Genomic DNA, 18104 nt, shown 5'->3' with positions numbered 1-18104 from the left:
AGGAAGGAATTATGAAGCGTTTGGGTTCCCTGGCCCTGGCGGCCAGCATGGTTTTCGGTGCCATCGGCGCCGCCCATGCCGCCACCGAGGTCAAGATGACCGGTGATGCGCGTGTCTATGGCAACTTCTTCGAAAACCGCAACTACACCGGGTGGAACAAGACCGGCACCAAGACCGAAGACACCTTCGAGATCTGGGAACGGTTCCGCCTGCGTTCCGACTTCGTCGCCAACGAAGCCGTGAAGTTCCGTCTGGGCATCAAGGTGGAAGATACCTGGGGCCACGGCACCTTCACCGCCGCCAACCCTGACACTGCCGTGCAGGTCGATCTGGCCTATCTGCAGTTCAAGGTTCCCGGTTGCGACGGCGTCGAAGTGACCGCCGGTCTGCAGGACGTCAATCTGCCCCAGAGCGGCCTGTTCTACAACAGCCCGGTCTTTAGCGATAAGATGGCTGCCCTGACCATCCAGGCCCCGCTGATCGACAAGACCCTCGGCGTCCTGGCCGGTTTCGGTCGTCTGATCGACACCAACCGGACCTACGACACCACCACCACCCAGAAGGCCGACGATCTCGACGCCTACTTCCTGGCCCTGCCCGTCACTCTCGAGGGCTTCAAGGCCACGCCGTGGGCCATGGTCTCCGTGGCCGGCCGCAGCGCCGACTACACCTACAAGGACACCACCGACGTCGCCGAGTGGGGCAACAACTACGCCAACACCCTGGTCTCCGCCGCCAGCGCCAAGGGCATGACCACTCCGGGCTCCCTCGGCTACTGGAAGAACGACCAGAACGCCTATTACTGGGCTGGCGGTGCGTTCGAAGTGACCGCTCTTGATCCGGTCAAGTTCTATGCCGACGTGATCTACGGCGCCGGCGCCATGAACGACCACAAGGCCGCCAAGCGCCAGGGCTGGATGATCGACTTCGGCGCCGAGTACACGGGCCTGGACGTCGTCACCCCGCAGGTGTTCGCCTTCTGGTCCACCGGCGAAGACAAGTCCACCCGCAACGGCTCCGAGCGCATGCCCTACATGCGTTCCCAGTGGGGTCCGGGCAACAGCTTCCTGTTTGACAGCAGCCAGGATCTGGGCAAGGGTTCCAACATGTACACCGATCCGGTCGGCAACTACGGCATCGGCGCCTCGTTGAACAACATCTCGTTCATCGAGAAGCTGACCAACCGCCTGACCTTCGTGTACGTGCGCGGCAACAACTCGGCCCGCGCCATCCGTGACTCCCAGCTCTACTACGCCAATGGCTACTTCAGCATGGGTCACGACCTGACCTACAACGAGTACGTCATGGGCGTGAACTTCGACACGAAGTACATGATCTACGAAAACCTGGCCGCCGTCCTCGAGACCGGCTGGGCGCACGGCGATTTCCAGGAGAGCGTCTGGGGCCATCGCCTGGTCCACCAGGCCAACGCCAACGGCGACAATTCCTGGAAGGTCGCTTTCGGCCTGACCTACAAGTTCTAAAGGCTGCCTGATCGACCACGACGCACAAGGGGGGGGCTTCGGCCCCCCCTTTTTTATGCGCTCCGTCCCGCAATGGTTGACGTTGCCTGGTCCCGAAGGCATTCTCGGCGCCTTATTCACGTCGCCGGCGTCCGAACCGGACGCCCAAGGAGGCACACATGGCTAAATCCGTCGTCGCATCCCCGACCCTGCCCAAGGCCATCGGGCCCTATTCCCTGGGCGTATGGGCCGGTGAACTGCTGTTCGTCTCCGGCCAGACCCCCATCGATCCGGCCACCGGCGCCATCGTTTCCGACGATGTGGCCGAACAAGCCCGCCAAAGCATCAAAAACGTGGCCGCCATCCTCGAAGCCGCCGGACTCTCCCTCGACGATGTGGTCAAGTCCACCCTCTTCATCAAGGATATGAACGCATTTGCCACCATCAACGCGGTCTACGCCGAATTTTTTCGCGAGCCCTATCCCGCGCGGTCCTGCGTCGAAGTGGCGCGCCTGCCCCGGGACGTGCTGGTGGAACTGGAAGTTGTCGCCAAACGCCCCTGACCCGCGCACAAGCGGTCACGCAAAGCAATTCGCGTGATTATGTCCCGTAGCTCTTGACTTTCCCCGGCCGGCCGGGAAACTTGCCCCACGCAAAGAAGCCCACGGGAGTGCCTCATGTCCGATGCGAAACAATCGAGCCCGTCGGCCGGCGGCGGGCGGTTCCGGGCAGCCCGGATTTTCTGCGTCCCCGATGATGTGAAATTCCTGGACACCCTGGAACTCACGCGCCTTTCCGAAGCCTTCCAGGCCTGGACGGAACGGGCCGGCCGGCCGGACGTAGCCGTTTCGCGCAACCGGGTGCGCCTGATCTACCTCATGCTGCGCCACACCGGGGCGCGCCTGGGCGAGGTGCTCGGGCTCGACGACCGCCGCGACATCAACCTCGACACCCTGGCCGTCACCTACAGCCACGGCGAGGGCGAAGGCCGCGAGGTGCAGATTCCGGCCGAGCTGGGCGAAGCCCTGGCCTTGGTGTTCAGCAATCCGGCCTACGCCTCCCTGCGCGGCATCCTGTTCAAACTCGACCAGGGACACGTGCGCCGCAAATTCTACGAGCGCGCCGACGAGTGCGGCTTTTCCAAGGAGCTCGTCAATCCGAGCACCATCCGCCGCTCCCGCGCCGTGGAACTGTTGCGCGACGACGTCCCCCTGCCCGTGGTCCAGCGTATCCTCGGCCATTCCACGGCGGACCTCACCGCAGCCTTCCTGCATCTGCCCGAGGATCAGCGGCGCAAGGTCGAACGGCAGGTGCTCGCGCGCGAAACGCGCCGCACCAGCGCCCGAAACGCCTTTTTCGGCCGCGTCGCCCAGGTGCGCAAGGGCGATATCCAGACACAGGTCGTGGTGGAAAGTCTCGGCGGCCATGCCGTGTCTTCGGTCATCACCAACGAAAGCCTCAAGAACCTCGGCGTGACCGAGGGCAGTTTCGTCACGGCCGAGATCAAGGCCCCCTGGGTGGTGCTCGAGACCTGCGACGAGCTGCCCAAGGCCACCACCACCAACCGCTTCCTCGGCACCGTCGAACTCACCCGCATCGGCGAACTGACCTCTGAAGTCATCGTGGTTCTTTCCGACGGCACGCGCCTTTGCGCGCTCATCACCACCCAGAGCGCCCGTGAACTGGAACTTTCCGAAGGGCGGCAGGTCTGGGCCATGTTCAACGCCTTCGCCGTGGTGCTCCACGTGGAGTGACGCGCATGAAGAAATGCATCGTTTGCCTCGACGGCTCCCCCATGTCCCTGCGCGCCCTGGAACTGGCCATCGAGGCCTCCCGTTGCGGCGAGACGGAGATCCTCGCCGTCACGGCCGTGGAGGCCCTGTCCTTTTTCGATTGCAGCGCCAAGGACTGCGAAAAGGCCTTCGCCCACATCCTGCGCGAACCCAAAAGAATCCTGGCCGAGGCCGAGGCGTTCGCCGAGGAGCGCGGGGTGGCCATCCGCACCCTGGCCGAGCCCGGCCGCCCGGCCGAGACCGTGGCCCGCATCGCCCGCCAGGAAAAAGCCGATGTCATCTACATCGGCAGCCGGGGCAAGGACGATGTGGAACAACTGCTGCTCGGCAGCGTCTCCACCCGGCTGGTCCAGATCGCGCCCTGCACCGTGGTCGTGGTGCGCTGACCGGGCCGCCTGCCGGCGGCGGACGACATTGACGTTATTTCGGAGATTTTCCCGCTTGCCGGAGCCGGCCAAGCCGGACCGTTTGCGCAACACGCGCACAATACCTTGAATTCATTTCTATTATTTTAAAAGGCCCGCGTTTACGCACGGCATGGCCCTTGCTCTCCCTTTCGCGCGCCCTTGCGGTGCAAAGGAGAGTCGCCATGCGTATCCTGCTCTATGCCGTCGTCGTGCTGACCATGATCATCGGTCAGGTGGCGTTGTGCCGGGCGGACTACACCTTTACGGACGCCAATGGCCAACGCTGGGTCGTGCGTGAGGAAACCCGGGCCTACGCCGTGGAACCGGCCGAGCCCCGGCTCATCGTCGAACAATGGCCCGCCCCTGCTGTGCGGGCCGAGCCCGCCCCCCTGCCCCCCGAACGCCCCGCCTACGGCTATTACTGGATCGCGCCGGCGCAGTAGGCGCGCACATGCGCGCCGAGCCGGGAAACCGGCCGTCCTGCGGCGACGCGAGCGCCGCCGCAGGACGGAATCCATGGCTATACAACTTCATATCTTTCATGTAATCGTGAAAATCACGATTCCATTTTTCGTCGCCGCAACGTTAAGAACAAAGCAGCGTTCATGAAAATCACCCTGCGTTTCACCCTGGCCACAGTCATTGCCAGCCTCACCGTCTTCACCGCACTAACGGTCTTTCTGGTTTCCTACGGCGGCAGCCGGCGCTCCCTGATGGAACTCACCGACAACATGATCGACGAGGTGGCCAAGGGAATCATCGGCAAAACCAGCACATTGTTCGATTCCGCGGAACGAGCCAATGCCGAACTCGATTTCCTTATCGGCAGCGGCATCCTCGACACCCGCGACGGTCAGGCCCTGATGCGCACCGCCGCGGCGTTCATCCGCGACAACGAAGGCTTCACTTCCGTGGACATCGGCCTGCCGAACGGCGACAAGTACAAGGCCGAACGCATGCCCGACGACTCCGTGTCCATGCGCTGTTACGTGCGCGACGCACATGGCGTGCGCATGACCTGGCAGCACGCGAATCCAGCCTACAACGACGATCCGGCGTTCAAGAACACAGTCAAGGATCTGGCTAAAGGCTACGACGCCCGGACCCGCCCCTGGTGGAAGGCGGCCATCGCCAAGGGAGGGGCGGCCTGGACGGACATTTATGTCTCGGGGTTGCGCAAGCAGTTCGTCTATTCCTGCGTTGCGCCCATCTACAACGCGAAGCATGAGTTGCTGGCCGTCACCTCCATCGACATCAACGTCGTCACCCTCTCCCAATTCCTGGGCACGCTGCAGATCCTCCAACACGGCAAGGCGTTCATCCTCAACGACAAACACCAAGTCATCGCCGTGCCCATGCACGGAGAGGAAGACATCAACCAACTCGTGCGCCACAATCCCGCAGACACGGAAAACCCCTACGCCCTGTACCCCCTGGATGCGCTGCCGGACGTCACGCTCCGCAAGGCCGTGGAACTGTTTCTGCTTCGCAGCGCCACCAGGGAAAACGCTGGCCGCTTCGAGTTCGCGGGCGCGGACGGCGCGACCATCATCTGCCGCATGCTGCGCTTCCCATACCGCAGCGACACCCAGTTCGCCGTGGGCATCGCCATCCCGGAAAGCGACATCCTGGCCGGCGTCAACAGGCGCAGCCGCGTCATCTTCGCCGGCATCGCCGGGCTTACCGGCATCGCGCTGCTGCTCGGACTGACGCTGGCCAAGGCCATGTCCCGCTCCCTTACCGTCCTGGCCGGCGAAGTGGACAAGGTCGGCCGCCTGGACCTGTCCTCCGACGCCGTGGTCACTTCGCGGCTCCTCGAGGTCCACGACATCGCCGCGGCCGTAGCCGGCATGCGCAGTTCCCTGCGCTCCTTCAAGAAATACGTCCCCGCCGATCTCGTGCTTCAGTTGCACGCCCTGCGCAAGGAGGCCATGCTCGAAGGCGAACGCCGCGAAGTGACGGCCTTTTTTTCCGATATCGCCGGGTTCACAAGGCTGGCCGAAGCCCTTGCGCCCGAGGCGCTGGTGACAAACCTCGGCGCGTATTTCGAAGCCGTCAGCCATGTCATCCTCGAGCGCCACGGCACCGTGGACAAATATATCGGCGACAGCGTCATGGCCTTCTGGGGCGCGCCGCTTCCCCGCGAAGACCACGCGATCCAGGCCTGCGAGGCCGCCCTGGACTGCCGGGAACGCCTCGAGGCCCTGCGCGCGCGCTTCACCGTCGCGGGGCAACCCGTCTTCGAAACGCGCATCGGCCTGCACAGCGGCGAGGTCATCGTCGGCAACATCGGCTCGCCCGACCGCATGAATTACACCATCATCGGCGACGCCGTGAACCTGGCCAGCCGCCTGGAGGGGCTCAACAAGGTCTACGGCACGCACATCCTCGTCAGCGAATCCTGTTACCAAAGGACGGGAGACCGCTTCGTCGCGCGGCGTCTCGATTGCGTGGCGGTCAAGGGCAAGGCGAAAGGCGTGGTCGTACGCGAACTGGTCGGCCGCGCGGGGCAAGTGGACGCCGCGCGACTGGCCGCGATCGCCCGCTACGAGGAAGGGCTCGACGCCTACCTGGCGCGCCGATGGGAGGAAGCGGAAACGGCCTTTGCCGAAGCCTGCGCCGCGAGCGGAGAGAAAGACCCGGCCGCTGCGCTCATGGCCGACCGCTGTCGCGCCAACCTGGCTAGCGCGCCGCCCGAGGACTGGAGCGGCGTTTTCTGCGCCACGGAAAAATAAGGAAGACCGCCGGGCTACTCCTCGAAATCCCGGCAGCTGCGGCAGCAGGACAGGCAGCGTTCGGCGATCCAGATGCCGATGAAGACGCCCAGGGCGTTGGCCACGGCGTCGCCCATGCTCGCCGTGCGCCCGGGCACGAAGGACTGGCCCCACTCGAGGAGCCCCCCCAGGGGAATCATCAGGTACGCCGCCGCCCGGGCGCGGTCGCCTGTAGCAAACGCCCAAAGCGGCAGCGCGCCGAGCCAGGCGTAGGCGAGGCCGTGGTAGAGCTTGTCGGCGTTCCAGAAATTGACGGGCAGTTCCAGGCGCGGCATGAGCGACACCCAGCAGGTCGCCACGACGGAAACGATCCACAGAGCCAGGATGACCCGGCGAAAAAACGACTTCTCGGTCATGCGCTCCCCCCGCGCCGCGACGGTCGCGCCCGAAACGCGCCGTCATGGGCGTGCGAACTTTATACGCAGCCCGTGCAAATGACCAGCGGGCGAAAAATTCGTCCTGCCTTGCCCAATTGTCAGGACAAAATTCCTCTCACGGCGTGATGCCCGCCTTTTGGCCCGAAATACGCCATAAGCCTGGCTTGAAATTCGCCCGAGACTGGGCCAAAAGGCCTATTTTTAGCCCAAGCAGCACGCTCCATCCGGAGCATTTCAAACCAACATCCCGTAGTTCCATACATTTTAAATTCGGCACGAATCCTGCCTAGAGAGTCCAGAGGTTCACCATGTCGCCGAGCGCCCCTCCCGCAACACCGCACCGCCCCGCCAAGCCGCGCGTCTGCCTGGCCTGCCATGGCCAGCGCCTGGCCACGTTGCTGGAGACGGCGACGCTGTTGCGCCTGTACCGGCTGGCCGGCAACGCCCTCGTGGAAGAGGCCGCCTGGCCCATGCCCGAGGGGGGGCTGCCGGCGCTGGCCATGCTGCTGTCGCGCCTGGACGTGGCGCTGCTCGTATGCGGCGGGGCCACCTGCTGCTGCCTGGCCCCCTTCGCCCGCCACGGTGTGGCCGTGGCCCCCTGGATCGCCGGCGACGTGCCCGCCGTGCTCGCCGCCCTCCTGCACAATCGACTGGAGACCCTGCTTTCGCCCGGCGCGCGCCCAGCAAGCGCCCACCGGTGCTGCGGCGGGTTTCACGCCATACCACCGGAGAACGACGCATCATGAACGAACAAGGACTTCGCGACTTAAACGACGAGATCAAGAAGAAACCCCCGACCGGCTTCGACAAGGTCAAGGCCGTGGTGGTCGTCCTGTCCGGCAAGGGCGGCGTGGGCAAATCCACGGTTTCCGCCAACCTTGCCGCCGGGCTCGCCATGGAGGGCAAACGCACGGGCCTGCTCGACGTGGACGTCCACGGCCCGAGCATCCCGCGCCTGCTCAAGCTCACCGGCAGCCGGCCCGACATGGCCGAGGATCGCCTCGTGCCCGTGGACTGGCACTGGAACCTCGGCGTCATGTCCATCGGCTTCCTGCTGCCCGGCAAGGACGACGCCGTCATCTGGCGCGGCCCGGCCAAGGCCGGCGTCATCCAGCAGCTGGCCGAGCAGGTCGGCTGGGGCGAGCGTGACGTCCTCGTCGTGGACTGCCCTCCGGGCACCGGCGACGAGCCCCTGTCCGTGCTCCAGATTTTCAATGAAAAGGCCATGGCTGTCATCGTCACCTCGCCCCAGGACGTGGCCTTGGACGACGTGCGCCGCTCCATCACCTTCTGCCGCCAGCTTTCCACGCCCATCATCGGCATCGTGGAAAACCTGAGCGGCTTCGCCTGTCCGTCCTGCGGCGCGGTCCACGAGATCTTCAGCAGCGGCGGCGGCGAACGCCTGGCCCAGGAAGCCGGCGTGCCGTTCCTCGGCCGCATCCCCATCGACCCGGAAGTGGCCCGCTCCGGCGACGACGGCGACGTGTTCCTGGCCGTGGCCGGCAAGAGCCCCTCGGCCGTGGCCTTCAAGCAGGTCATCGCCGAGGTCATGAAGGCCCTGGACAATCCGCCGGCCGCGCAGCCCCTCAACGGATAGGGCACAGCCATGGACGTCGGAAAAAACCAGGACCCCCTGGACATGATCCTCGAGGTCTTCGAGCAGGAACAGGAAGCCGATCTCGTCGCCCGTTTCGGCGAAAAAGGCTTCGCCATCTGGCGTGACGCGCCCTCTCGCAAGCGCCTGGCCGAGCCCACCGCCGTGGGTTCGGTCAAGGGCTCCTGCGGCGACACCATCGCCATCGCCCTGCTGATCGACGGCGAGACCATCGTGGAGACGGACTTCGACACCGACGGCTGCGCCTCCAGCCAGATCGCCGCGGCCACGGCCGCGGCCCTGGCCAAGGGCAAAAGCCTCGACGACGCCGTGGACATCGACGAGGAGGCCATCGTCGGCACGGTCGGGCAGTTTCCCGACGACGACCGCCACTGCGCCTACCTGGCCGCCGCCGCCGTGCGCGAAGCCGTGCACCGCTGGATGATAGCGGGCGGCATGTTGGGGAACGAGTAGAGAGGAACGAGAAGAGAAGATGCCTCCGGCGGCCGGGGGGCATCATGCCCCCCGGACCCCTTCGAAGGGAAAACAGGAGTGGAGGACGATATGAGTGAAGTGATTGCGGTGAGCAGCGAAGGACCGACGCTGGACGACGCCGTGGACCCGCGCTTCGGGCGGGCGGCCGGGTTCGTCCTGGTCGATGCGGCAGGCGGCGTGCGCTACCTCGACAACGGCGGCTCCCAGGCCATGGCCCACGGCGCGGGCATCGAAACCGCCCGCCGCATCGCCGAAGCCGGCGCCACGGTGGTTCTTTCCGGGGTCATCGGCCCCAAGGCCGCCGCCGCGCTCAAATCCGTGAACGTGGCTTCGGTCGAAGGCATGGAAGGCCTCACCGTGGGTCAGGCCGTGGAACGCTACCGCGCCGGCAAGAGCGCCTGAACACGGGCCGCCCGGCAACAACCCTCTCACCCGTGAGGCCGGAAGCATCCGTATGAACGCACCCCATGGACAGGCCGCAAGGCCCCTGCGCGTCGCCATCGCCAGCGGCAAGGGCGGCACCGGCAAGACCACCGTGTCCGCCGCCCTGGCCACAGTCTGGGCCGAAGCCCTTTCCCGGCCGGTCCTGGCCGTGGACCTCGACGTGGAGGAGCCCAACCTCCACCTCTTCCTGCGTCCGCTGATCACCGACACCCACGTGGCCAACCTGGAGATTCCGATCATCGACGCCGACCTGTGCACGCGCTGCGGGGCATGCCGCGAAATCTGCCAGTTCGGGGCCGTGACCATCCTCGGCGACACGCCCCTGGTCTTTGACGAGATGTGCCACGGCTGCGGCGCATGCCTGGCCTTGTGCCCGGTTGCGGCCATGCGCCCCGGCACGCGCGAGGTCGGGCGCATCGAGGAAGGCGTCGCCGGCGACATCGGCTTCGCCTGCGGCCGGCTGCGCGTGGGCGAGGCCATGAGCCCGGTGCTCATCCGGGCCGTGACCGCGCGCGTGGACGCGCGTCTGGCCGCCCTGCCCGAAGAAAAGCGCCCCGACGTGCTCCTCGATTCCCCGCCCGGGGTCAGCTGTCCGGCCGTCAACGCCGTGGCCACGGCCGACGCCATCCTGCTCGTGGTCGAACCCACGCCCTTCGGCGTCCACGACTTCGCCCTGGCCGTGGAAGCGTTCGCGCCGCTCGGCAAGCCGCTCGCCGTGGTCATCAACAAGGCCGGCGAACCCGACGCGCAACTGGCGGAGATCTGCGCCCGGGAAGACCTGCCGATCCTGGCCGCCATCCCCGACGACCGGGCCATCGTGGAAACCTACGCCCGGGGCGGACTCCTGCCGGACGTCTCCCCGCGCTACCGCGAACTGTGCCGCGACGTCGCCAAAAAGCTCGCCGCGTTGTGCCGGGAGGCCCGCCATGCGTGAGATCGTCGTCTTAAGCGGCAAGGGTGGGGCCGGCAAGACCTCGGTCACCGCGGCCTTCGCCGCCCTGGCCGAAAACAAGGTCGTCTGCGACCTCGATGTGGACGCCCCGGATCTGCACATCCTGCTCGACCCGCAAAACACCGCGGCCGAGGAATTTGTCTCCGGCAACATCGCCCAGGTCGAGGAAAGCGACTGCGACGGCTGCGGCATCTGCCGCGACGTCTGCCGCTTCGAAGCCGTGACGCTCACCGCCCGGGGCAAGGCCGCCATCGACCCCAGACGCTGCGAAGGCTGCAAGGCCTGCGTCGCCCTGTGCCCGCGCCGGACCATCGCGTTCCCTCCGCGCGTCTGCGGCTATTTCGCCCGCTCCGACACCCGCTTCGGCCCCCTCATCCACGCCCGCCTCGATCCGGGCGGCGAGAATTCCGGCCGGCTGGTGGCGCTCCTCAAGCGCAACGCCAAGGAACTGGCCGAAAGGCAAGGGCACGAGCTCATCCTGTGCGACGGCGCACCGGGCATCGCCTGCCCGGTCATCAGTTCGCTCTCCGGCGCGACCCTGGCCGTGCTCGTCACCGAGCCGACCCCGTCAGGGACCCACGACCTGTTGCGCGTGGCCGAGCTGTGCGACCACTTCCGCCTGCCCATGGGCGTGATCATCAACAAGGCGGACATCAATCCCGAGGAGGCCGCACGCATCGAAGCCGCTTGCGCGGCAAAAGGCCGCACGGTCCTCGGCCGCCTGCCCTACTCCCCGGACGTGACCCTGGCCATGAAGGCCAGAAAAACCCTGCCCGAATACGGCGGCCCCCTGGAGGGCGACATCGCCCGGCTCTGGGAGGCCGCAAACGCCCTGGCCAACGCTTGCGCCAAGGCCAAATAAAAGGAAGACACACATGGAAACCTGTCGCATCGCCATCCCCTCGACCCAGCCCGGCGGCATGGAAAGCGCCGTGGGCGCGCACTTCGGACACTGCGACTGCTACACCCTGGTCGACGTGGCCGACGGCAAGATCACCGAGGTCTCGACCCTGCCCAACGTCCCCCACGTCCAGGGCGGCTGCATGGCCCCGGTCAACCACCTGTCGCAAAACGGCGTCAACGCCCTGATTGCCGGCGGCATGGGCATGCGCCCGCTCATGGGCTTCGCCCAGGTCGGCATCACCGTCTACCACGGCGGCGAAGCCGCGAGCGTGGGCGACGCCGTGGCCGCCTTCCTGTCCGGCAACCTGCCGCAGTTCTCCCAGGAGCATACCTGCGGCGGCGGCCTGGGGTAGTTTAAGAAGAGAGAATGCTTCCGGCGTCCAGGAGGGGCCGAGGGCCCCTCCTGGACCACCCCGATGGGGAAAGGAAAGAATATGCCGATCTACGACATCGAGTGCCCGGCCTGCGGGTATGCCGGGGAAGTCATCCGCACCCGTGCCGAGGACGCGCCCGCCTGCCCGCAGTGCGGCGCGCCGGCCGTGAAACGGCTTTCGCCCACGAGCTCGCTGACGGGCAAGGCGGCCTCCGGCCTGCCCGGCCCCGCCGACCACGGCTGCTGCGGCTCCCATCCCGGCCACGCCGGCTGCGCCGGCCCCGGCTCCTGCTGCGGCAAGGCGTAACAAGAAGGACAACGCATGCGCATTCTCATCGCCAGCCCGGACGCAAACGCCCTGACAGCCTTTCTCGACGCCTTTTCCGACGCCGGCCACGCCGTCCACGTGGTCGCCACGGCCGAGGATGCCGCCAAGGCCGTGGCCGACGCCGCGCCGCAGCTGTGCGTCGTGGACGCCGGCCTGCCCGACGCCGATCCCTTCGCCCTGGTGGCGCGCATCATGCGCCAAAACGCCATGGTCAACACGGCCGTGGTCTCGACCCTTTCCGACGAGGACTTCCACGAAGCCGGCGAGGGCCTGGGCATCCTCATGCGCCTGCCGCCCGCGCCGGGCCAAATTGAAGCCGACGCCCTGCTCACGGCTCTGGCGGACCTGGGCCTGGGCTGAAAGGGAAACCACCCATGGGAGCCGCCGCCATCCACGTGCTCGCGGACAACCGGTCCGATGCCGACAACCTGGTTTTCGAGCACGGCTGGTCGGCCTGGATCGACTGCGGCGCGGACGGCTGTATCCTCTGGGACACCGGCCAGACCGACGTCTTTCTGCAAAACGCCCGCATTCTCGGCATGGACCCGGTGGGGGCCCGCCGCGTGGCTTTAAGCCACGGACACCATGACCATGCCGGCGGCCTGGCCGCCCTGCTCGCGGCCGGGTACGCCGGCACGGTCCTTGGGCATCCGGACGTGTGGCTGCGCCGCTACAGCCGGCGCGGCGGCACGACCTTCCGCTCCATCGGCATGGGCGACGGCCGCCTTGCCGGAAACCTCCCGAATTTCACTCCGGTCACGGACATCGCCGTCCTGGCCCCGGGCGTGGTCATGGTCACGGGCATTCCCCGCCGGCCCGGGAATTTCACGGCCACGAACAACCTCTTTCGCGATACCGCCGGCCACGTGCCGGACGACGTGCCAGACGACGCCTTCCTCGTCCTCGACGGCCGCGACGGCCCGTTCGTGCTGCTCGGCTGCTGCCACGCCGGGCTCGCCAACACCCTGGCCCATGCCCGGGAGCGCCTGGGGCTGTCCCGCATCGAAGCCGTGGCCGGCGGCCTGCACCTCGGCGGCGCGGAGCCACGAGCCCTCGAGCAGGCGGCAAAGGCCCTCGAGACGCACGGCGTCCGGCGGCTTTTCCCCGGCCACTGCACGGGCCGGGAGGGCGTGGAATACCTGCGCGGCGCATTCCGTGGCGAGACCGTGGAGAGCGGCTGCGGCCTGCGCATCCGGCCCTGACGCACCCGCTTGACCCGCACGCCCCATGGCGCGAGAAAGGGGAAGCATCGAAACTTCCGCCCATTCCAAGGAGGCGTCATGTACTTCAAACAGATCCAGACCCCGGGGCTCGGCTGCTTTTCCTACGTCCTCGGCTGCCCGGCCAAGCGCGTGTGCGTGGTGGTCGATCCCAGGCGCGACATCGACTGTTACCTGGAAATCGCCCGCGACGAGGGCATGCGCATCACAGGCGTGATCGAAACGCACCTGCATGCCGATCACGTAAGCGGCGGCCAGGAACTGCGCGCGGCCACGGGCGCGCCCATCTACATCCATCCCGGCGCGGGCGTGGACTACCCCCACGAGCCGCTGCTCGAAGGCCAAATCATCGAAGCCGGCGCGGCGCGGATGGAAGTGCTGTACACACCGGGGCACACGCCCAATTCCGTGTCGCTGCTCGTCAGCGACCTCGTGCGCTCGCCGGACCCGGCCATGATCCTGACCGGCGACGTGCTCTTCGTCGGCGACATCGGCCGGCCGGACCTGGCCGGCGCGGCCATTCTCGACGAGCAGGTGCAAAACCTCTACGACAGCCTCTACGTGAAGCTCGCCAAGCTGCCGCCGGAACTCGAGGTCTATCCCGCCCACGGCCAGGGGTCGCTGTGCGGCCGGGGCATGAGCGCCAAGGGCGTCTCGACGCTCGGCTACGAGCGCCGGGCCAACGCCATGCTGCGCTTTGCCGATTTCGCCGCGTTCAAAAAGGCCGTCCTCTCCAGGCTGCCGGCGCGGCCCAAGAGCTTTTCGCACATCATCGAGACCAACCGCCGGGGCGCGCCGCTGCGCGACAGCTGTCCCCTGGAGCGCGAACTTTCTCCTGAGCGTTTCGCCGCGCTCATGGAGGTGCCGGACACCGTCGTCATCGACAGCCGCGACGCCGCGGCCTACGGCGGCGCGCACATTCCGGGCAGCCTCAATATCGGCTTCGAGAAGCAGCTCGCCAACTGGGTGGGGATGTCCGTGGCCCCGGGCGCGAAAATCTGCATCGTCGCCGCCGACCGGGAACGGGCCTCGGCCATGCGCCTGGAGCTTTTCCGCATCGGCTACGACGACATTCTGGGACATCTTGCCGGCGGCATGTCCGCCTGGACCTTGAGCGGCCGGCCCGTGGCCTCGCTGCCGCAGATGTCCGTCCACGACCTGGCTGCCGCCCTGGCCGGCAAGACGCCGCCCCTGCTCCTCGACGTGCGCACGGATGCGGAGTGGGAGGACGGCCATGCGCCCCAGGCCGTGCACCGGCCCTTTGCCGATATCCTGGAGCGCGGCCCGGACGTGTGCCTCACGGGCCCGGTGGCCGTCGTCTGCGGCTCGGGCTACCGCTCCAACATCATCGGCAGCGCCCTGGCAGCCTCGGGCTGCGCCGACGTGCGCTCCGTGGCCGGCGGCATGATCGCCTGGACCCGCGCCGGCCTGCCCACCGTCACGTCCTGACCTCACCCCAATAAAAACGCGCCCGGCAACACTGCCGGGCGCGTCCTTTCTTCCCTGCCGGGGTGGTCCAGAAGGGGCCCTCGGCCCCTCCTGGCCGCCGGAGGCATTTCTTAATTACCCCTCTAACTGCTGGATGGCATCGAGTTTCCAGCGGTCTCCCGGCACGTCGTCGCGGCGCACGAAATGCCAGACCTCGCGCACCTGTTCGGGTTGGGAGGCTTTCGGGTCTTCGCGCAGGAGCGTGTCGAAGTAGGCCGAGGCGATGGTGGCCGGGCCTTGCTGGCGGACTTCCAGCACTTGCGCGTTGACGAGCAGCACGTCCGTCGCCGTCGGAGTCGGATCCTCGGCCGCCTGCTTGCGCACGTCCTCCATGAAGGCCGGCGTGGCGAACGTCTCGATATCCTTTATATCCCTGGCGCTCCAGGAGCGCTGCAACCGGGCGAAGAGCGTCTTGGCCCCGGCCAGGAAATCCTCGGCGTCGAAGCCAGGCGGCACCTGCGGCCCGGCAGGCGCTTCCCCGGGCGCGGCCCCCAGATTGCTCCAGCCGCTGGCGGCGGCGTCGCGCATGGGAGAGGCTTCCCGCAACGGCTCGGCCTCGTGGGTACGGGCCATGGTCGGACCGCTTTGCGTGGCCGCGCGGCGGGAACGCAAAAACCGCATGAGCAGGAAGAGCCCGCCGCCGATCAGCAGGATATCGAGCAGGCTCGGGCCGCCCCAGCCGTGCCCGCCGCCGAAGAGCATGGAACCGAGCATGCCGCCCACGAGCAGCCCGCCGAGCATGCCGCCGAAACCGGGGCGGGAGAACATGCCGCCGCCGGGGTTGGTCGCGGCCGTGGGATTTTGCCGCGGGGCCTGCTGTTGCGTCCCGAAAGCGCCGGACGGCGCGCCCGTGCTCGGACGCGTGGTGGTGGAAAAGGAATTGCGGTTCCCGATGGAACCGCCGCCGCCCAGGCGCTTGGCGGAAACGTCGCCCACGGACAGGAAAACCAGAACGAAAAGAGCCATCAGTAACCCGGTGGCCTTGCGCACGACAATCCTCCTTGTGTGCAGCCCCGGCCGTTTTTCTGCCTGACCGGGGAAACCTCCCGTCCTGTTGCGCCACAATGTCGCGCGGCGTGCTTGCGGCTCCGGCGGACGATCAGCCGGCCGGCGCAGGATGCGCGGCAGATTCCCGCAGGGGGAATCCCGCACGCAACAGACTTCGGTTCAATAGCAATATCAGCATGCAAGGGGGAGGCGTCAAGGGAAACCGGCCTACATGGAACATTGTTTAGGTGTGAGCGCCACGGCGAAGGCGGACAGGAAGGGTTTGGTTTCGAAGGCGGAGCCGGCGACCGGCACAACGGCATGGGGCCGGCCGAGGCTGCCGTGACGGGCGGTGACGGCGGCTTCGGAAAATTCCAGCACCAGCGGCGTCACCTCCCGGTCGCCGTCGCCGCAGATGCTCTCGCGCACCTGCGGGGCGAGTTCCAGGCGCGTACCGTCGGCCAGCCGCGCCGCCAGGCTCGTGCGCACCGTGGCCACGCGCTCCACGACACCCTCCGGTGAAAAAAGCAGGGAATTATCGTCGCCGCTGATGCCCACGGCGTCGGGATCGAACGCCCAGACGCGCCCGACCGGCGTGGGCGTTTCCAGGGGTCGCGCCGGCTCCACGGAACGCAGCGCCCCGCCCGAATGAAAACTGAGCCCGAGCCGCACGGGCGCGTTGCCCACGGGCGTGCGCACCGTGACTTCCTCGCCGGGCCAGAGTGTCAGGCTGCGCAGTGCGCCTGCGGTGTCGAAGGCCACGGCCACGAACCGGGCCGCCACGACGCCGACCGGCGTTTCCAGGCGCAGCACCTCGGCCAGGCCGGCCTCGTCGGCCTCGGTCCAATAGCCGGACAACTTGCCGTTAAGGGGAAACACCCGGGCCACGCCGCCGCTGTCGTGAAAGGTCACGAGTTCCGCAGGCAGCGGGCCGAGGGGCGTTTCCAACACCGTACGCGTTTCCAGCGGCAGCGACCGCACCCGGCCGTTGGCATGGAAGGTCAGAGGCGGCTGATGCATGCGCCGCGAATCGTCGATGGTGTACTGCGGCATGAGCCGGCCCACGGACGTTTCCAGGGACACGGGCCCCCGCACGTACATGGCCTTCACGACGCCGTCCGGATACAGGTCCGGCTTCCCAGCCACGGGCAATGGACCATAAGGAGTCGTCACGTTTTCCATGCTTTGCTGCAAGCATAAATTGATCCATTCAAATAGCCTCAGGATTTCAACCGGCTGTACAACCGGTGGCGCTCCCCCGCGACAAAACTGTCCCTACCGGCCTACAAAATCGTGACCAACCCGCCGGCCCGGCCGTCACCGCCCCGTAACCCGCGCCTTCCATACTGCCCGCGCCGTCCCCCCAACCAACGAGGCCGAGATGCTGACCTTCGCCCACTCCACCTATTTTCACGACCTGCTGGCCAGCTTTTCGGCCGGCGTGGTCATCGCCAACATCAAGGGGCTGGTCTACGCCTCCAACCAGGCCGCCTCGGACCTGCTCGGCGAAACCGCCGCAGCCCTCGCCGAGCAGGCCACGGCCCGGTCCATCATCGCCCGCACGGACAAGCCCCGGCTCCTGGCCCGCTTCCTGGCCGCGCCCATCAAACATGGCCGCAAACCCGAGCCCATCGCCTTCCGCTACCGCCACCCGGACGGCACGGACCGCCATCTGCGGCTGTCCGCCTCGCTGCTGCTCGAAAACGAGAAGATCTTCGGCATCCTGTTCGAAATCGACGACATGACGGAAATCTACGCCCTGCACGCACGGGAAAAGGCCATGCTGCTCGGCATCCACGCGGCCCAGCAGCAGCGCATCGAAAGCCTGGGCCGCTTCTCCCTGGCCGTGGCCCACCAGATCAGAAATCCGCTCATGGTCATCGGCGGCTTCACCGGGCGGCTGCTGCGCCGCCATCCCGAAGGCGACCCCGACTGCGACGCCCTGTCCATGATCCTCGACGGCGCGAAACGCCTGGAAGCCGTGGTGCGGGCCGTGTCGTCCTACGCCAGGAAACGCGAAGCCGCCCCGGTCATGGCCGATCCCCGCGACCTGGCCATGCGCGCCATGGAATCGGCGCGGGCGCGCACGGGCTGCGACGCGCCCTTCGTCCTGGAGTCGTCCGTGGGGCTCGCCCGCATCGACGCGGCGCTGGCGGTGGAGGCGCTGGCGGAAATCCTGGCCAACGCCCTGGAGGCATTGGCGGCGTGCGGCAACCCGCAGGCGGCGGTCGCCGTATCCTGTTGCCGCGAAGCGGACGGGAGCCTGCGCTTCACGGTGACGGATCAGGGGCCGGGCATAGCCGAGGACATCCGGCCCTTCGTCTTCGATCCGTTCTTCACCACCAAAGCGGTGGGCGTGGGCATGGGGCTCGCCATCGCCAAACGCGACGCCGAGGAACTCGGCGGCAGCCTCAGCCTTGCGCCAGGCCCCGACGGCGGCTGCCTGGCCGTGCTGCAACTCGCCGACGCGACAAGCGGCTGACCCCCGCCCCCATGGCGGGATGGC

Annotated in this window: 21 protein-coding genes; 18 read left to right on the top strand and 3 right to left on the bottom strand. The window is 67.3% G+C overall.

Going from position 1 to position 18104, the window contains the following annotated elements:
* Positions 1-11: 11 nt before the first annotated feature.
* From Q368_RS0120710 to Q368_RS0120685, 6 genes are all read left to right on the top strand, one after another.
* Positions 12-1484 (top strand): outer membrane homotrimeric porin, encoded by a 1473-nt coding sequence (locus tag Q368_RS0120710; RefSeq protein WP_029460950.1) that lies wholly within the window; start codon positions 12-14, stop codon positions 1482-1484.
* A 158-nt stretch (positions 1485-1642) separates the two neighbouring features.
* Entirely contained in the window at positions 1643-2026 is a 384-nt protein-coding gene (locus Q368_RS0120705) for a RidA family protein (RefSeq protein ID WP_029460949.1), read from the top strand.
* Positions 2027-2140: 114 nt separating this feature from the next.
* A complete protein-coding gene (locus tag Q368_RS0120700) occupies positions 2141-3217 on the top strand; it encodes a TOBE domain-containing protein (RefSeq protein WP_029460948.1) in 1077 nt (358 codons plus the stop codon).
* A gap of 5 nt (positions 3218-3222) precedes the next feature.
* Complete coding sequence (locus tag Q368_RS0120695) at positions 3223-3642, top strand: universal stress protein (RefSeq protein ID WP_029460947.1); 420 nt, start codon at positions 3223-3225, stop codon at positions 3640-3642.
* A 203-nt stretch (positions 3643-3845) separates the two neighbouring features.
* On the top strand, positions 3846-4106 hold the full coding sequence (locus tag Q368_RS0120690; RefSeq protein ID WP_029460946.1) for a hypothetical protein: 261 nt from the start codon (positions 3846-3848) through the stop codon (positions 4104-4106).
* A 162-nt stretch (positions 4107-4268) separates the two neighbouring features.
* On the top strand, positions 4269-6398 hold the full coding sequence (locus Q368_RS0120685) for an adenylate/guanylate cyclase domain-containing protein (RefSeq protein ID WP_029460945.1): 2130 nt from the start codon (positions 4269-4271) through the stop codon (positions 6396-6398).
* 14 nt (positions 6399-6412) lie between these two features.
* Here the strand turns inward: Q368_RS0120685 and Q368_RS0120680 are convergent, their stop codons facing one another.
* Entirely contained in the window at positions 6413-6793 is a 381-nt protein-coding gene (locus Q368_RS0120680) for a VanZ family protein (RefSeq protein ID WP_043786540.1), read from the bottom strand.
* Positions 6794-7122: 329 nt separating this feature from the next.
* Between Q368_RS0120680 and Q368_RS0120675 the strand changes: the two genes are divergently transcribed.
* From Q368_RS0120675 to Q368_RS0120625, 11 genes are all read left to right on the top strand, one after another.
* A complete protein-coding gene (locus tag Q368_RS0120675) occupies positions 7123-7560 on the top strand; it encodes a hypothetical protein (RefSeq protein WP_052360320.1) in 438 nt (145 codons plus the stop codon).
* Entirely contained in the window at positions 7557-8411 is an 855-nt protein-coding gene (locus tag Q368_RS0120670) for an Mrp/NBP35 family ATP-binding protein (protein ID WP_029460942.1), read from the top strand. The genes Q368_RS0120675 and Q368_RS0120670 overlap by 4 nt, the downstream gene beginning before the upstream one ends.
* 9 nt (positions 8412-8420) lie before the next feature.
* On the top strand, positions 8421-8882 hold the full coding sequence (locus Q368_RS0120665; protein ID WP_029460941.1) for an iron-sulfur cluster assembly scaffold protein: 462 nt from the start codon (positions 8421-8423) through the stop codon (positions 8880-8882).
* Positions 8883-8972: 90 nt separating this feature from the next.
* Positions 8973-9305: a NifB/NifX family molybdenum-iron cluster-binding protein gene (locus Q368_RS0120660; protein ID WP_029460940.1), complete on the top strand. Its 333-nt coding sequence runs from the start codon at positions 8973-8975 to the stop codon at positions 9303-9305.
* A 52-nt stretch (positions 9306-9357) separates the two neighbouring features.
* The gene (locus tag Q368_RS0120655) at positions 9358-10281 is read left to right on the top strand and encodes a nucleotide-binding protein (RefSeq protein WP_052360319.1); all 924 of its coding nucleotides are present in this window, start codon (positions 9358-9360) and stop codon (positions 10279-10281) included.
* Entirely contained in the window at positions 10274-11161 is an 888-nt protein-coding gene (locus Q368_RS0120650; protein ID WP_029460938.1) for an ATP-binding protein, read from the top strand. The genes Q368_RS0120655 and Q368_RS0120650 overlap by 8 nt, the downstream gene beginning before the upstream one ends.
* A 13-nt stretch (positions 11162-11174) precedes the next feature.
* Positions 11175-11555: a NifB/NifX family molybdenum-iron cluster-binding protein gene (locus Q368_RS0120645; RefSeq protein ID WP_029460937.1), complete on the top strand. Its 381-nt coding sequence runs from the start codon at positions 11175-11177 to the stop codon at positions 11553-11555.
* 81 nt (positions 11556-11636) lie between these two features.
* Complete coding sequence (locus Q368_RS0120640) at positions 11637-11882, top strand: FmdB family zinc ribbon protein (protein ID WP_029460936.1); 246 nt, start codon at positions 11637-11639, stop codon at positions 11880-11882.
* Positions 11883-11897: 15 nt separating this feature from the next.
* On the top strand, positions 11898-12263 hold the full coding sequence (locus Q368_RS0120635; RefSeq protein WP_029460935.1) for a DNA-binding transcriptional response regulator: 366 nt from the start codon (positions 11898-11900) through the stop codon (positions 12261-12263).
* 14 nt (positions 12264-12277) lie between these two features.
* Complete coding sequence (locus tag Q368_RS0120630; protein ID WP_029460934.1) at positions 12278-13105, top strand: MBL fold metallo-hydrolase; 828 nt, start codon at positions 12278-12280, stop codon at positions 13103-13105.
* Positions 13106-13183: 78 nt separating this feature from the next.
* Positions 13184-14572: an MBL fold metallo-hydrolase gene (locus tag Q368_RS0120625; protein ID WP_029460933.1), complete on the top strand. Its 1389-nt coding sequence runs from the start codon at positions 13184-13186 to the stop codon at positions 14570-14572.
* Positions 14573-14686: 114 nt separating this feature from the next.
* Here the strand turns inward: Q368_RS0120625 and Q368_RS27310 are convergent, their stop codons facing one another.
* Together Q368_RS27310 and Q368_RS0120615 are read right to left on the bottom strand one after the other, a co-directional pair.
* Positions 14687-15601, bottom strand: coding sequence for a Tim44 domain-containing protein (locus tag Q368_RS27310; RefSeq protein ID WP_029460932.1), 915 nt, complete (start codon positions 15599-15601; stop codon positions 14687-14689).
* A gap of 225 nt (positions 15602-15826) precedes the next feature.
* Positions 15827-16744 (bottom strand): hypothetical protein, encoded by a 918-nt coding sequence (locus tag Q368_RS0120615; RefSeq protein WP_245611420.1) that lies wholly within the window; start codon positions 16742-16744, stop codon positions 15827-15829.
* Between the two features lie 235 nt (positions 16745-16979).
* Between Q368_RS0120615 and Q368_RS0120610 the strand changes: the two genes are divergently transcribed.
* Positions 16980-18080, top strand: a complete 1101-nt coding sequence (locus Q368_RS0120610; RefSeq protein ID WP_029460930.1) for an ATP-binding protein — start codon at positions 16980-16982, stop codon at positions 18078-18080.
* Positions 18081-18104: the final 24 nt, after the last annotated feature.

This window comes from Solidesulfovibrio alcoholivorans DSM 5433, from assembly GCF_000702665.1.
Taxonomy (GTDB): Bacteria; Desulfobacterota; Desulfovibrionia; order Desulfovibrionales; family Desulfovibrionaceae; genus Solidesulfovibrio; species Solidesulfovibrio alcoholivorans.
This window is presented reverse-complemented; position numbering and strand designations above follow the sequence as displayed.

Coding starts and splice junctions, on each gene's coding strand:
- Q368_RS0120665 (WP_029460941.1), top strand. CDS start 8,421: ATGGACGTCGGAAAAAACCAGGACCCCCTGGACATGATCCTCGAGGTC.
- Q368_RS0120655 (WP_052360319.1), top strand. CDS start 9,358: ATGAACGCACCCCATGGACAGGCCGCAAGGCCCCTGCGCGTCGCCATC.
- Q368_RS0120705 (WP_029460949.1), top strand. CDS start 1,643: ATGGCTAAATCCGTCGTCGCATCCCCGACCCTGCCCAAGGCCATCGGG.
- Q368_RS0120670 (WP_029460942.1), top strand. CDS start 7,557: ATGAACGAACAAGGACTTCGCGACTTAAACGACGAGATCAAGAAGAAA.
- Q368_RS0120700 (WP_029460948.1), top strand. CDS start 2,141: ATGTCCGATGCGAAACAATCGAGCCCGTCGGCCGGCGGCGGGCGGTTC.
- Q368_RS0120645 (WP_029460937.1), top strand. CDS start 11,175: ATGGAAACCTGTCGCATCGCCATCCCCTCGACCCAGCCCGGCGGCATG.
- Q368_RS0120680 (WP_043786540.1), bottom strand. CDS start 6,793: ATGACCGAGAAGTCGTTTTTTCGCCGGGTCATCCTGGCTCTGTGGATC.
- Q368_RS0120650 (WP_029460938.1), top strand. CDS start 10,274: ATGCGTGAGATCGTCGTCTTAAGCGGCAAGGGTGGGGCCGGCAAGACC.
- Q368_RS0120630 (WP_029460934.1), top strand. CDS start 12,278: ATGGGAGCCGCCGCCATCCACGTGCTCGCGGACAACCGGTCCGATGCC.
- Q368_RS0120640 (WP_029460936.1), top strand. CDS start 11,637: ATGCCGATCTACGACATCGAGTGCCCGGCCTGCGGGTATGCCGGGGAA.
- Q368_RS0120625 (WP_029460933.1), top strand. CDS start 13,184: ATGTACTTCAAACAGATCCAGACCCCGGGGCTCGGCTGCTTTTCCTAC.
- Q368_RS0120675 (WP_052360320.1), top strand. CDS start 7,123: ATGTCGCCGAGCGCCCCTCCCGCAACACCGCACCGCCCCGCCAAGCCG.
- Q368_RS0120710 (WP_029460950.1), top strand. CDS start 12: ATGAAGCGTTTGGGTTCCCTGGCCCTGGCGGCCAGCATGGTTTTCGGT.
- Q368_RS0120610 (WP_029460930.1), top strand. CDS start 16,980: ATGCTGACCTTCGCCCACTCCACCTATTTTCACGACCTGCTGGCCAGC.
- Q368_RS0120695 (WP_029460947.1), top strand. CDS start 3,223: ATGAAGAAATGCATCGTTTGCCTCGACGGCTCCCCCATGTCCCTGCGC.
- Q368_RS0120690 (WP_029460946.1), top strand. CDS start 3,846: ATGCGTATCCTGCTCTATGCCGTCGTCGTGCTGACCATGATCATCGGT.
- Q368_RS0120635 (WP_029460935.1), top strand. CDS start 11,898: ATGCGCATTCTCATCGCCAGCCCGGACGCAAACGCCCTGACAGCCTTT.
- Q368_RS0120660 (WP_029460940.1), top strand. CDS start 8,973: ATGAGTGAAGTGATTGCGGTGAGCAGCGAAGGACCGACGCTGGACGAC.
- Q368_RS0120685 (WP_029460945.1), top strand. CDS start 4,269: ATGAAAATCACCCTGCGTTTCACCCTGGCCACAGTCATTGCCAGCCTC.